Here is a 13,441-nt window from a genome sequence, read left to right on the forward strand (position 1 = left end):
GAAATAACAGGGAATGCAGGCGGTTTTCTGCAAGATTTCAAATAGTAATTACACTTAATGGGATCGCAGCCACAGAGCTACAGCTTGCTTTGTTAATTTTTTTTGCTGAGTGGTATAAGTCATTTTTGACTTAAAAACTCAGACTGACAGCATAAGATGAGTTCTAACATGATGAAATTTGCACTGACGCCGCTGATGACAGGATGTGTTTTTTTAGCGACGAGCGGTTGTTCCAGCGTGATGAGCCACACCGGCGGAGACACCGGATATTATTCAGGCGCACGTGCTGATGTGAATATGATGAAAAGCGATGATACCAGCTGGGCGATGACGCCTCTGCTGCTCATCGATTTACCGTTCAGCGCCCTGCTGGATACGGTATTGCTGCCGTACGATTATTTCCGCAGCGGAAAAGTGACGACGCGCGATCGCGTCAAAGCCAGTGAAGAACACAACATTGCGCTGAGCAATGGCGTGGACATCGACCACGTGCCGCCAATGACCACCTCCGATCGCGGCCACAAATCGTCGACGCATAAAAAATAAGCGTAAAAAACCGGCCGCAACAGGCCGGTTTGATAATACCGTTACAGAACCCCGGTAACGAAAATCTGAGCGACCCCCCCGCACTGACGCATAAACGCCACTTTGCTGCCATCCGGTGAATACACCACAGCATCTGCGCAAGGTGCAATCTCCGTTCGCTGCGTTAACCGCTGCATTTCTCCGCTTTCAACGTCAAGACGCATTACGCTGTGATCGCAGACCAGTGCCAGCGATTTTCCGTCAGGACTCCAGCTGAATGCCGACTGAATTCCGCTTTCAGAATGGCTGATTTGCACCGGTTTGCCGCCGTTGGGTGAGACCGTCCAGACCTGAACCACATCGTTTTTATCTTTCATCAGAAACGCAATCTGTGCGCCATCCGGTGACGCCCGCAGCCAGTGACGCGGTTGCAGGGCTATGCCCTTTTCGGTGAAGGTAATACGGCGCTGTTTTACACCTGCCGGTGGCGCAGGCAACGTATCAGGCGTGCCCTGCAAGGGTTTATCACCGGCACGCTGATAATCCGCATCGTTGTGTGGCAAATCCACCACAAAGATTTCGGGATGCTTTTCGCCGCCCCCTGAAAGTGTGTCGCCAATAAAGGCCAGCGCTCGGTGCTGACGTGTGCCGTCGGATTTTGCGTAACCTTCCTGCCCGATCCAGCCTTCCTCGTAAGCCCGGTTAATGTCATCGCTGCCGGGCTGAGGATTTGGCGTTGTTTCGCTGACCAGTACGCTGAAATGGCTGCCATCATATTCGCGCGGATGCTGCTTCGGTGGTATCACGGGATGGCCGGAAAGGGCGACACCCACATTGCGCAGGTCAAGCACCGGGTCACGCTCATGCAAAACATGGTCGTTATAGGTAAAGCTCAGACGCGAACCGTCCGGACTGAAAACGTGAACGTGCGTGCCGCCGCGTAAAGCACCGGCGGTAAAAGGCGCGGTGATATCCATCGCATCCAGCGTCACCGCCTTTTCACACGCGGGCTCTGACACGATAACGCCGCGACGATGGTGGAAATCATACTGCCAGCTGACATCCGGATTTTCCGGTCCATGAATAAACGCATAACGGGCGGGCTCATCCGGGCTGACAGTCACCACACCCACGTGTGCGCCGTCTTTTGCCTGATAAATCACTTGTGTCTCACCGGTCACCGCATTGACTCGCTCAATGGTTGAGCCGGTAAAAGAGCCGCCATGCGGACGCACGTCATACACCAGCCACTGGCTGTCCGGCGTCCAGACGTTGATGTTGGTAAGCTGATGCCCGCGGGCATCAGAGGTTAATTGTTTTTCCATGGCGGTGAGGTTCCTTTTCTGCCAACTCAGACGTTCAGAACAAACTTCTCAACCGCAAACGCCACACCGTCTTCGGTGTTAGTTTTCGTCACGAACTGGCTGACGGCTTTGACGCTGTCCAGCGCGTTACCCATTGCAACGCCAATTCCGGCGTATTCCAGCATAGCAATGTCGTTTTCCTGGTCGCCCAGTGTCATTACGCTTTCGCGTGCGATGCCCAGTTTTTCTGCCAGCACTTTTACGCCTTCGCCTTTATTAACGCGTTTATCGAGGATTTCCAGGAAATACGGCGAGCTTTTCATAATGGTATAACGTTCTCTGGCTTCATCCGGAAGCTTGCTGATGGCCCGCTCGAGCAGTTCGGGATCATCAATCATCATGACTTTCGGGAAGGTCAGCGCCGGATCCATTTCTTCTGCCGGACAGAATTGCAATGGAATGCCGGTGGTGAAGGATTCATGGACGCTGTATTTGCTGATAAAGCGGTTGGCAGTAAACAGGTCAGTTTTGGTCAGTGCATGGAAATGCACACCAAGGTCACGCGCCAGTTTCTCAAAGTAGTGATAATCTTCAATTCTGAGGGATACTTCGGCAATCACGCTGCCATCTTTCGCGTTATGCACCAGCGCACCATTGTTGGTGATGCAGTAACATCCGTCCTGCTGTAAATCCAGTTCCATCAGATAACGCTGCACACCGACGAACGGACGCCCGGTCGCCAGAACGATTTGCACACCTTTCGCCCGTGCTTCTGACAGCGCTTTTTTAACGGCAGGTGTCACTTCATGCTGCGGATTGAGCAACGTCCCGTCCATATCAATTGCAATTAATTCAATAGCCATAGCATCCTCAGAGTTTAAGAAATCTTCCTCAATGCTATCGCGATTACCTGCTTTAAAGCCAGTCAGAATGCGGGTTCGTACAGACGAAAAAAAAGTCCGAAGCGGTTTCCCGTTTCGGACTCTTTATCAGCCTATGCCGTTATCAGATATCGATATTGGCGGCTTTCAGGGCGTTCTCTTCGATGAAGGCGCGGCGCGGTTCAACCGCATCGCCCATCAGCGTTGTGAACAACTGGTCAGCGGCAATGGCGTCTTTCACGGTCACACGTAACATGCGACGTTGCTCAGGATCCATCGTGGTTTCCCACAGCTGATCAGGGTTCATTTCGCCCAGACCTTTGTATCGCTGAATCGACAGACCACGACGGGACTCTTTCACCAGCCATTCCAGCGCCTGCTCGAAGCTGGTCACTGGCTGACGGCGCTCGCCACGTTCGATGAAGGCATCTTCTTCGATCAGGCCGCGCAGCTGTTCACCCAGCGCACAGATTTTGCGGTATTCGCCGCCCTGAATGAAGTCTGCATCCAGATCGTAATCAGTATCGACGCCGTGCGTACGGATACGCAGAACCGGTTCGAACAGCTGATGCTCGCGGTTTTCACGCACGATCGCGCTGTAAGAACTGCCGTGCTGCTCTTTCTCATTGAGGCGAGCCACCAGCGATTCGATCCAGGCCTGAACTTTTGTCTGATCAGTCAGGTCAGCACCCGGCAGGGTCGGCTGATAGATCAGGTTATTGAGCAGCGCACGCGGATAACGACGTTCCATACGGCCAATCATTTTCTGCACGCTGTGATGTTCAGCCACCAGTTTTTCCAGAGGTGCACCCGCCAGGGCTGGCGCATGGGCGTTGGCGTGTAACGTTGCCCCGTCCATCGCAATGGAAATCTGGTACTGATCCATCGCTTCGTCGTCTTTAATGTACTGTTCCTGCTTGCCTTTTTTGACTTTGTACAACGGTGGCTGTGCGATAAACACGTGGCCACGCTCAACAATTTCAGGCATCTGACGGTAGAAGAAGGTCAGCAGCAGAGTACGGATGTGTGAACCATCGACGTCGGCATCGGTCATGATGATGATGCTGTGATAGCGCAGTTTGTCCGGGTTGTATTCGTCACGGCCAATGCCGCAACCGAGTGCAGTAATCAGCGTTGCCACTTCCTGAGAAGAGAGCATTTTGTCGAAGCGCGCTTTCTCAACGTTGAGGATTTTACCTTTCAACGGCAGAATCGCCTGGTTCTTACGGTTACGGCCTTGTTTTGCAGAGCCGCCCGCTGAGTCCCCTTCCACTAAATACAGTTCAGAACGTGCCGGGTCGCGTTCCTGACAGTCCGCCAGTTTGCCTGGCAAGCCAGCCAGATCCAGCGCGCCTTTACGACGGGTCATTTCACGGGCTTTACGCGCCGCTTCACGGGCACGCGCCGCGTCGATGATTTTACCGACAACGATTTTGGCGTCTGACGGGTTTTCCATCAGGTAATCCACCAGTTTTTCGTTCATCAGCGTTTCAACGGCCGTTTTCACTTCCGAAGAAACCAGTTTGTCTTTGGTCTGGGAAGAGAACTTAGGATCCGGAACCTTCACAGACACCACAGCAATCAGGCCTTCACGGGCATCGTCACCGGTGGCGCTGATTTTAGATTTTTTGCTGTAGCCTTCTTTATCCATGTACGCATTCAGGGTACGGGTCATCGCCGAACGGAAACCGGCTAAGTGAGTCCCCCCATCGCGCTGAGGAATGTTGTTGGTGAAACAGTAGATGTTTTCCTGGAAACCATCGTTCCACTGCAACGCCACTTCAACGCCAATGTCATCTTTTACCGTGGAGAAATAGAACACGGTCGGATGGATTGGGGTCTTGTTTTTGTTCAGATATTCCACGAAAGCTTTGATACCGCCTTCATAATGGAAGTGATCGTTTTTACCATCACGCTTGTCCAGCAGGCGGATAGCCACGCCGGAGTTCAGGAATGACAGTTCACGCAGGCGTTTCGCCAGAATGTCATACTCGAATTCAGTGTGATTGGTGAAGGTATTGAAGCTCGGCCAGAAACGAACCGTGGTACCGGTCACGTCAGTATCGCCAATCACTTTCAACGGATCCTGAGGCTCGCCGTGCACGTAAGTCTGGCTATGCACTTTGCCTTCGCGGCGGATAACCAGTTCCAGTTTTTCCGACAAGGCGTTAACGACGGAAACACCCACGCCATGCAGACCGCCGGAGACTTTATACGAGTTATCGTCAAATTTACCGCCGGCATGAAGAACGGTCATGATGACCTGGGCAGCAGAAACGCCCTCTTCTTCGTGAATACCGGTCGGAATGCCACGACCATCATCCTGTACGGAAACAGAGTTATCCGCATGGATCGTGACCTGAATCTCTTTACAGTGGCCCGCGAGGGCTTCGTCGATAGCGTTGTCCACAACCTCGAATACCATGTGGTGCAGACCAGTGCCGTCATCGGTATCGCCGATATACATGCCGGGGCGCTTACGCACCGCGTCCAGCCCTTTTAATACCTTGATACTTGAGGAGTCATAAGAATTCGACATCAACGTTTCTCGCTCATTTTTAGTCCTGTGATAGAACGGCTATTTTACCTTGTTCCACGCGGAACATCTTGCCCTTTTCACCCATCATATCGGTCACTTGCTCAGCGCTTATCGCACTAACAAAAACCTGTGCCTGGGTGGCTTTCAGGCGATCGGCCAGCAACCGACGTCGGTCGGCGTCCAGCTCAGAGGCAAAATCGTCAAGAAGATACAGGCAACGCCGCCCGCTCTGTCGGGTGAGGAACTCACCCTGCGCCAGTCTCAGCGCGCACATCAGTAACTTCAGCTGTCCACGGGACAGTAAATCTTCCACCGGCGTGCCGTCGGCACGAATGCGGAAATCCGCTTTATGCGGGCCTGATGCGGTATAAGTTAAGGCTCTGTCGCGTTCAAAATTACGCTCCAGCAACTCGCCGTACTCCGTTTCCTTGTCCCATCCACGCTGGAAAGAAAAACTGAGGGCGAATTCAGGCAGGAATTGCGCACAGGTCGCGCTGATATCAGCCGCGATCGCGTCGCTGTATGCTGCCCGCCATTCGCTAATGCGCTCGGCTAACGGGATCAATTCCTGATCCCAGGCACGAATTTGCGCATAACGACTCACCTGTCGCAGCGCGGCGTTGCGCTGCTTGAGTAACCGTCGCAGGTTGCTCCAGGCGATAAAAAAACCGGGGTCGTGATGAAAACAACCCCAGTCAATAAACGCCCGACGGTACTTCGGCCCGCCATTGAGCAGAGTGAAACCTTCGGGTGTGATAAGTTGCATCGGCAGCATCTGCGCCAGTTCAGACACTTTGTGGCCGTCACTGCCATCAATGCGCACTTTACTGTCGCCCTGACGGCTTTTGCTCAGGCCAATCGACAATTCGCGATCGCCGCCATCATCCACACGGGCATGAAGAACAAACTCCGGCTGATCGTGACGGATAACGCGGCCCGCCTGCAAACTGCGAAAAGCGCGGCCATGCCCGAGCGTATAAACCGCCTCGAGCACGCTGGTTTTACCGCTGCCGTTGGGTCCGACCAGAAAGTTAAAACCGGACGACGGATCTAAATCCGCCGCCTCGATGTTGCGGAAATCTTTTATCAGTAAGCGCGTTAAGGCCATTAATTCAGATCAAAGCCTCATCGGCATGACAACGTACGCCGCCGACTGGCTGGCTGCGTCTTCGATCTGCACGCTGGAGACCGAGTCCGTCAGCAGCAGATTAACGTCTTCACACTTGAGCGCATTAAGCACATCGAGCACGTAACTGACGTTAAAGCCGATTTCCATTTCGGTGCCTTCGTAGCCGACATCCAGAATTTCTTCTGCTTCTTCCTGTTCCGGGTTGTTCGCGGTAATTTTCAGCTGGTTATGGCTGACATACAACCGCACGCCGCGGAATTTTTCATTGGACAGGATCGCTGCACGGGCAAACGCCTGTTTGAGCAAATCGCACCCAGCCTGCAGCGTTTTGTCCGGATTTTTCGGCAATACGCGGCGATAGTCAGGGAAACGACCGTCAACCAGTTTGGAGGTAAAGATAAAGTCGCCGACGTGAGCACGGATATTGTTGCTGCCGATTTGCAGCTGCAATGTGGTGTCACCGCCGTCAAGCAGACGCACCAGTTCCATCACGCCTTTACGCGGTACGATCACCGAATGTGAAGGCAGGGACTGGCCGATTGGCATAGAGCACACGGCCAGACGGTGACCGTCGGTCGCAACAGTACGCAGTTCTTCACCTTCGGTTTCGAACAGCATGCCGTTTAAATAGTAACGAACGTCCTGATGCGCCATGGAAAACTGCGTGGCTTCAATCAGACGTTTCAACGTGGCCTGCGCCAAGGTGAATTCCACCTCGCTTTGCCAGTCGTCGAGATTAGGGAAATCTGTTGCCGGCAGGGTCGACAGCGAGAAACGGCTGCGGCCTGATTTTACCAGCATGCGGTCGCCATCAAGAGCGACGGAAATTTCCGCGCCTTCCGGCAGTCCACGGCAGATATCAAAGAATTTACGCGCCGGTACCGTAGTAGCACCCGCTTCATGTGGCTGAGACAGCGCGACTTTCGCCACCATCTCCATTTCCAAATCCGTCCCGGTCAGCGACAACGCGCCATCCGTCACCTGTAATAACAGGTTACCCAGAATAGGCAACGTCGGTCGTCCACCCAGCGGGCTACTGACCTGTTGCAGTGGTTTCAGTAAATGCTCACGTTCAACAATAAATTTCATAGCGCTAGGAAGATAATGTTCTGATTAAGTTGGAGAAATCTTCTTTGATGTCGTGACTTTCTTCACGCAACTGCTCGATTTTACGGCAGGCGTGCAACACCGTGGTATGGTCCCGACCACCGAACGCATCGCCGATTTCTGGCAGGCTGTGGTTGGTCAGCTCTTTCGCCAGCGCCATCGCCATCTGGCGTGGGCGGGCTACCGAACGGGAGCGCCGTTTGGAAAGCAGGTCAGCGACCTTGATTTTATAATATTCGGCCACTGTTTTCTGAATATTATCGATAGTGACCAGCTTCTCCTGAAGCGCTAACAAATCACGCAGCGCTTCACGAACGAAGTCGATGGTGATCGCACGGCCGGTAAAGTTGGCATTGGCGATCACGCGGTTCAGTGCACCTTCAAGCTCACGCACATTAGAACGCAGACGTTTAGCAATAAAGAAGGCAACTTCGCCCGGCAGACGGATATCGTTCTCGTCGGCCTTTTTCATCAGGATCGCCACGCGGGTTTCTAATTCAGGCGGCTCGATCGCCACCGTCAGACCCCAGCCAAAACGCGATTTCAAACGATCTTCAACACCGTTGATCTCTTTCGGATAACGATCTGAGGTCAGGATGATCTGCTGATTACCTTCCAGCAGGGCATTAAAGGTGTGGAAAAACTCTTCCTGAGAACGTTCTTTATTAGCAAAGAACTGAATGTCATCGATGAGCAACGCATCGACAGAACGGTAGTAGCGTTTGAACTCTTCAATGGCGTTGTTTTGCAAGGCTTTGACCATGTCCTGAACAAAACGCTCGGAGTGCATGTACACCACTTTTGCATTGGCTTTACGCGCCATGATGCCGTTGCCGACCGCATGCAATAAGTGGGTTTTACCCAGACCGGTGCCGCCATAAAGGAAGAGCGGGTTGTACGCGCCGCCCGGATTGTCCGCCACCTGACGCGCCGCCGCGCGGGCCAGTTGGTTAGACTTACCTTCTACGAAGTTATCAAAAGTGTGTTTGGGATTGACGTTTGAGCGATATGAAAGCTCGGGCTGAACAGGCGAACTGTCCCAGCTTGGACGTGATGGCGCCAGACGCGGAATAGCGGGCGCAGACTGAGAACTGACGTTGGCCGCAACAGGTTGACTGACGCGCTGAATTACCGGTTTGCTGCCAACTTCAAAACGCAGCAACGGAGCATCCGTCCCACAGAAATCGTTGAGCAAGCCGTTAATATTGTTTAAGTATTTGTCACGAACCCAATCCAGGACAAAACGATTCGGGGCGTAAAGCGCCAGCGTATTGTCGTTGAGTTCCGCCTGTAGGGGGCGTATCCACATACTGAATTCTGTGGCAGGTAGTTCATCCTGCAAACGGGCAAGACATTGCTGCCAAAGCGAAAGTGACACGGCGGACTCCACTCGAACAAGTATCAAAAAAGAAAAGGATCAGGATATTTTTTAAATCATGATTTTTGGCACACGTCCCGCCTGCCTGTATAAGGGGAAGGGGGAAATTTCTCTCACCACCCTGTCAGTGGCGTAAAGTCACGTGCGAACCGCTTTTTGCGGTTTTGGTCGACAGCGCCCCAGACGGGATCGCGATCGGAATGGCGGATCATAACGCAATCCGACACAGAGATCCTCCCCTTCCTGACAGTTTAGATCCTTTTTATCCACAGGCAGCGATCGGCAAGTGGGTAAGCTTAGCCGATCCTTTTAAAATTAGGCGATGTAATCATCACTCTGGTGAAAAAATAGGAGTCCGCTGAGCTAAATATCGTCAGACTGAGAGAAAGATCTCAGCCCTGTGGATAAGGATCACACGAGGATCCTTGCGATTTACGGCAGAGTCCGTATAATCCTCAGCCCTACGTGTGAAGCCTGTGCTCCTGATGGTCATAACCAGATGGATATTGCGGTGTGACCACGGGCAATTCTGGTAAACACTTGAACCATTTCTGGCAATGTAAATTGACTCAGGACTGTACAGTTATTACAATCCCGCTTCTTTATATGTTGCGACAAAGGCACCGGTCGTTTTTTCGCCGAAATGTCTTCGCGTTTACTGATCAGTAATAATTTAAGTTTAGGTAGAAATCGCCATGAAACGCACTTTCCAACCGTCCGTATTGAAGCGCAACCGTAGCCACGGCTTCCGTGCTCGTATGGCCACCAAAAATGGTCGTCAGGTTCTGGCTCGCCGTCGTGCGAAAGGCCGTACCCGTCTGTCAGCTTCTAAGTAATAAAAGCTAACCTATTTAGTGGTTAAGCTCGCTTTTCCCAGGGAGTTACGTTTGTTAACTCCCCGTCATTTCACTTTCGTCTTCCAGCAGCCACAACGGGCTGGCACGCCGCAAATCACTATACTCGGCCGCCTGAACGAGCTGGGGCATCCCCGCATCGGTCTCACCGTCGCAAAAAAACACGTCAAACGCGCACATGAACGCAATCGGATTAAACGCCTAACCCGCGAAAGTTTCCGGTTGAATCAACATACGCTGCCGTCGATGGATTTTGTGGTGGTCGCCAAGAAGGGTGTCGCCGATTTAGATAATCGCGCGCTGACGGAAGCGTTGGAGAAATTATGGCGTCGACATTGCCGACAGGCTCCCGCATCCTGATAAGTCTGATACGTGGTTATCAGTTATTCATCAGTCCGTTGCTCGGGCCACATTGCCGCTTTCGACCAACCTGCTCTCAATACAGTATTGAAGCAATTGGTCGTTTTGGCATGTTAAAAGGCAGTTGGTTGACTTTGAAACGCGTATTAAAATGCCATCCTTTGAACCCAGGTGGTGATGACCCCGTACCGCCGAAAACCGACAATAACAGAGAACTCTAACGATGGATTCGCAACGCAATCTTTTCCTCATCGCTCTGCTGTTCGTGTCTTTCATGATCTGGCAGGCATGGCAAACGGACCACGCTCCGCAACCGGCCAACCAGACCACGCAACAGACTGCGAACACTGCAAACGGTGATGCTGCTAACCAGGCTGTTCCTGGTAGCGGTCAGGGCAAATTAATTACAGTTAACAGTGATGTGCTGTCATTAACAATCAACACCCGTGGCGGCGACATTGAGCAGGCTCTGCTGACTGCTTACCCTACTTCTTTGGGCTCTGACCAGCCTTTCCAGTTACTGGAAACCACACCTAATTTCCTCTATCAGGCACAAAGCGGTCTGACAGGTAAAAACGGTCCAGATAATCCGGCTAACGGCGAACGTCCTCTGTTCCAGACCAGCTCGGATACCTTCACGATGTCTGAAGGCCAGTCTGAACTGCGCATTCCGATGACTTACACGGCGGCAAACGGTGTGATTTACACCAAAACCTTCGTGATCAAACGTGGCTCTTATGCGGTGAGCGTTGAATACAACATCAACAACACCACAGCAGCTCCGCTTGAACTGACCCTGTTCGGTCAACTGAAACAAACCACCGAATTGCCTAAGCACCGTGATACCGGTAGCAATAACTTTGCTCTGCACACGTTCCGCGGCGCGGCATACTCCTCAAGCGATGACAAATATCAGAAATACGCGTTCGATAAGAGCGAAGTGCTGAATGTCACCACTCAGGGCGGTTGGGTTGCGATGCTGCAGCAGTACTTTGCGACTGCGTGGATCCCGTCAGCGAAAGACACCAACAACTTCTTTACCAGTACCAATAACGGCATTTCTTCGATTGGTTTCAAAGGCACGCCGTTTACCGTTGCACCAGGTGCACAACAACAAGTGGCTTCCACCCTGTGGGTCGGCCCTGAGATTCAGGACAAGATGGCAGCCATCGCGCCTCACCTTGACCTGACTGTTGACTACGGTTGGTTATGGTTCATCTCTCAGCCACTGTTCAAACTGTTGAAATTCATTCAAGGGTTTGTCGGTAACTGGGGCTTCTCGATCATCGTTATCACCTTTATTGTCCGCGGTATCATGTACCCACTGACCCGCGCTCAGTACACGTCGATGGCGAAAATGCGTATGTTGCAGCCGAAACTGGCCGCCATGCGTGAACGTATCGGTGATGACAAACAGCGCATGAGTCAGGAAATGATGGCGCTGTATAAGTCTGAGAAAGTGAACCCGCTGGGTGGTTGTCTGCCGCTGGTTATTCAGATGCCAATCTTCCTGGCACTGTATTACATGCTGTCTGGTTCCATTGAATTGCGCCACGCGCCATTCATCCTGTGGATCCATGACCTGTCAGCGCAAGACCCGTACTACATTCTGCCGGTCATCATGGGTCTTACGATGTTCTTCATTCAGAAGATGTCGCCGACGACCGTCACTGACCCGATGCAGCAGAAGATCATGACCTTCATGCCGGTCATCTTCACCGTGTTCTTCCTGTGGTTCCCGTCTGGTCTGGTGGTGTACTACATTGTCAGTAATACAGTAACCATCCTCCAGCAGCAGCTGATTTATCGCGGGCTGGAAAAACGTGGCCTGCATAGCCGCGACAAGAAAAAGTCATAAGTGAATGTCGGGGCGGCTTTCGTCCTGACAGCTAAACTTGATGATTAAAGACAAAGGCGGTCATTTTGACCGCCTTTTGCATATCCGTAAAAAGACCCGAAGAGATCAAACGTTATGAGCACCTCAGATACCATCATTGCCCAGGCAACGCCCCCAGGACGCGGTGGTGTAGGCATTTTGCGCATTTCCGGCCGTGCGGCGCGTGATGTGGCACAGGCTGTCTTAGGTAAACTGCCCAAGCCACGTTATGCCGATTATCTGCCGTTTCAGGATGCAGACGGCAGCACACTGGATCAGGGTATCGCGCTGTGGTTCCCCGGCCCGAACTCCTTTACCGGTGAAGACGTGCTTGAACTGCAAGGCCACGGCGGCCCGGTGATCCTGGATCTGCTGCTAAAACGCATCATCGCGCTGGAAAACGTACGTATTGCGCGTCCGGGCGAATTCTCTGAGCGTGCTTTCCTCAACGATAAGCTCGATCTGGCGCAGGCCGAGGCGATTGCCGATCTTATCGACGCCAGTTCTGAGCAGGCCGCGCGTTCGGCGGTTAACTCATTACAGGGCGCATTCTCGAACCGAATTCATCATCTGGTGGAAGCACTCACTCACCTGCGGATCTTTGTCGAAGCAGCTATCGACTTCCCTGATGAAGAAATCGACTTCCTGTCTGACGGTAAAATCGAGGCAAAACTCAATACGGTGATGGGTGATCTCGATGCCGTACGTGCTGAAGCGCGTCAGGGCAGTCTGCTGCGTGAAGGGATGAAAGTGGTGATTGCCGGCCGTCCGAACGCCGGTAAATCCAGCCTGCTGAATGCTCTCGCCGGCCGCGAAGCCGCGATTGTCACCGACATTGCCGGTACCACGCGTGACGTCTTGCGCGAACATATCCACCTCGACGGGATGCCGTTGCACATCATCGACACAGCCGGTCTACGAGAAGCCAGTGACGAAGTGGAGCGCATTGGTATCGAACGTGCGTGGAATGAGATTGAACAGGCCGACTTAGTGCTGTTTATGGTCGATGGCACGACAACAGCGGCAACGGAACCTGCAGAGATCTGGCCGGAGTTTATGGCCCGTCTGCCAGCGACGTTACCCATTGTCGTTGTGCGAAATAAAGCGGATATCACCGGCGAAGCGCTGGGACAAACCCAAGTGAATGGTCACTCACTTATCCGCCTTTCCGCACGTACCGGTGATGGCGTGGATTTGCTGCGTGATCATCTCAAACAGGTGATGGGCTTTAATCACAATATGGAAGGGGGATTCCTCGCCCGCCGCCGTCATCTGCACGCGCTGGAAGACGCCGCGCAGCATCTGGTTCAGGGTAAAGACCAGCTGCTCGGTGCATGGGCCGGTGAATTACTGGCAGAAGAACTGCGTCTGGCACAGCTGTCACTGAGTGAAATCACCGGCGAATTTACGTCAGATGATTTGCTGGGCCGTATTTTCTCAAGCTTCTGTATCGGCAAATAATTCAGGTTCGATCCGTGATGAATGAGA

At 52.7% G+C, this 13,441-nt stretch carries 12 protein-coding genes; 6 read left to right on the plus strand and 6 right to left on the minus strand.

Annotated elements, in window-relative coordinates:
* Positions 1–168: 168 nt before the first annotated feature.
* Positions 169–546 (plus strand): YceK/YidQ family lipoprotein, encoded by a 378-nt coding sequence (locus D6C13_RS16325; protein WP_120133817.1) that lies wholly within the window; start codon positions 169–171, stop codon positions 544–546.
* A 41-nt stretch (positions 547–587) separates the two neighbouring features.
* Here the strand turns inward: D6C13_RS16325 and D6C13_RS16330 are convergent, their stop codons facing one another.
* The 6 genes from D6C13_RS16330 to dnaA form a co-directional block, all read right to left on the minus strand.
* Entirely contained in the window at positions 588–1,850 is a 1,263-nt protein-coding gene (locus tag D6C13_RS16330; protein WP_120133770.1) for a YidR family protein, read from the minus strand.
* Between the two features lie 26 nt (positions 1,851–1,876).
* Positions 1,877–2,692: a sugar-phosphatase gene (yidA, locus tag D6C13_RS16335; protein WP_120133771.1), complete on the minus strand. Its 816-nt coding sequence runs from the start codon at positions 2,690–2,692 to the stop codon at positions 1,877–1,879.
* A 142-nt stretch (positions 2,693–2,834) separates the two neighbouring features.
* Entirely contained in the window at positions 2,835–5,249 is a 2,415-nt protein-coding gene (gyrB, locus tag D6C13_RS16340; protein ID WP_120133772.1) for a DNA topoisomerase (ATP-hydrolyzing) subunit B, read from the minus strand.
* Positions 5,250–5,268: 19 nt separating this feature from the next.
* Positions 5,269–6,357 carry a DNA replication/repair protein RecF gene (gene recF, locus D6C13_RS16345; protein ID WP_120133773.1) on the minus strand — a complete coding sequence of 363 codons (1,089 nt, stop codon included), beginning with the start codon at positions 6,355–6,357 and terminating at the stop codon, positions 5,269–5,271.
* 9 nt (positions 6,358–6,366) lie between these two features.
* Positions 6,367–7,467: a DNA polymerase III subunit beta gene (dnaN, locus tag D6C13_RS16350; protein WP_120133774.1), complete on the minus strand. Its 1,101-nt coding sequence runs from the start codon at positions 7,465–7,467 to the stop codon at positions 6,367–6,369.
* Positions 7,468–7,471: 4 nt separating this feature from the next.
* Positions 7,472–8,863: a chromosomal replication initiator protein DnaA gene (gene dnaA, locus D6C13_RS16355; protein ID WP_120133775.1), complete on the minus strand. Its 1,392-nt coding sequence runs from the start codon at positions 8,861–8,863 to the stop codon at positions 7,472–7,474.
* A 695-nt stretch (positions 8,864–9,558) separates the two neighbouring features.
* Between dnaA and rpmH the strand changes: the two genes are divergently transcribed.
* The 5 genes from rpmH to mnmE all read left to right on the plus strand — a co-directional run bounded on the left by rpmH (position 9,559) and on the right by mnmE (position 13,414).
* Positions 9,559–9,699, plus strand: a complete 141-nt coding sequence (gene rpmH / locus D6C13_RS16370) for a 50S ribosomal protein L34 (RefSeq protein ID WP_009637487.1) — start codon at positions 9,559–9,561, stop codon at positions 9,697–9,699.
* An 18-nt stretch (positions 9,700–9,717) separates the two neighbouring features.
* The gene (rnpA, locus tag D6C13_RS16375) at positions 9,718–10,077 is read left to right on the plus strand and encodes a ribonuclease P protein component (protein ID WP_071823635.1); all 360 of its coding nucleotides are present in this window, start codon (positions 9,718–9,720) and stop codon (positions 10,075–10,077) included.
* On the plus strand, positions 10,041–10,298 hold the full coding sequence (gene yidD, locus D6C13_RS16380; protein WP_120133777.1) for a membrane protein insertion efficiency factor YidD: 258 nt from the start codon (positions 10,041–10,043) through the stop codon (positions 10,296–10,298). The genes rnpA and yidD overlap by 37 nt, the downstream gene beginning before the upstream one ends.
* A 2-nt stretch (positions 10,299–10,300) precedes the next feature.
* A complete protein-coding gene (gene yidC, locus D6C13_RS16385) occupies positions 10,301–11,935 on the plus strand; it encodes a membrane protein insertase YidC (RefSeq protein ID WP_120133778.1) in 1,635 nt (544 codons plus the stop codon).
* 114 nt (positions 11,936–12,049) lie between these two features.
* Positions 12,050–13,414 (plus strand): tRNA uridine-5-carboxymethylaminomethyl(34) synthesis GTPase MnmE, encoded by a 1,365-nt coding sequence (gene mnmE / locus D6C13_RS16390; protein ID WP_120133779.1) that lies wholly within the window; start codon positions 12,050–12,052, stop codon positions 13,412–13,414.
* Positions 13,415–13,441 lie beyond the last annotated feature (27 nt).

The organism is Rahnella woolbedingensis, assembly GCF_003602095.1.
GTDB lineage: Bacteria > Pseudomonadota > Gammaproteobacteria > Enterobacterales > Enterobacteriaceae > Rahnella > Rahnella woolbedingensis.

What these genes read in the sequence shown, in the direction of transcription:
- D6C13_RS16325 (WP_120133817.1), top strand. Translation starts at nt 169, where the DNA reads ATGATGAAATTTGCACTGACGCCGCTGATGACAGGATGTGTTTTTTTA.
- D6C13_RS16330 (WP_120133770.1), bottom strand. Translation starts at nt 1,850, where the DNA reads ATGGAAAAACAATTAACCTCTGATGCCCGCGGGCATCAGCTTACCAAC.
- yidA (WP_120133771.1), bottom strand. Translation starts at nt 2,692, where the DNA reads ATGGCTATTGAATTAATTGCAATTGATATGGACGGGACGTTGCTCAAT.
- gyrB (WP_120133772.1), bottom strand. Translation starts at nt 5,249, where the DNA reads ATGTCGAATTCTTATGACTCCTCAAGTATCAAGGTATTAAAAGGGCTG.
- recF (WP_120133773.1), bottom strand. Translation starts at nt 6,357, where the DNA reads ATGGCCTTAACGCGCTTACTGATAAAAGATTTCCGCAACATCGAGGCG.
- dnaN (WP_120133774.1), bottom strand. Translation starts at nt 7,467, where the DNA reads ATGAAATTTATTGTTGAACGTGAGCATTTACTGAAACCACTGCAACAG.
- rpmH (WP_009637487.1), top strand. Translation starts at nt 9,559, where the DNA reads ATGAAACGCACTTTCCAACCGTCCGTATTGAAGCGCAACCGTAGCCAC.
- yidD (WP_120133777.1), top strand. Translation starts at nt 10,041, where the DNA reads ATGGCGTCGACATTGCCGACAGGCTCCCGCATCCTGATAAGTCTGATA.
- yidC (WP_120133778.1), top strand. Translation starts at nt 10,301, where the DNA reads ATGGATTCGCAACGCAATCTTTTCCTCATCGCTCTGCTGTTCGTGTCT.
- mnmE (WP_120133779.1), top strand. Translation starts at nt 12,050, where the DNA reads ATGAGCACCTCAGATACCATCATTGCCCAGGCAACGCCCCCAGGACGC.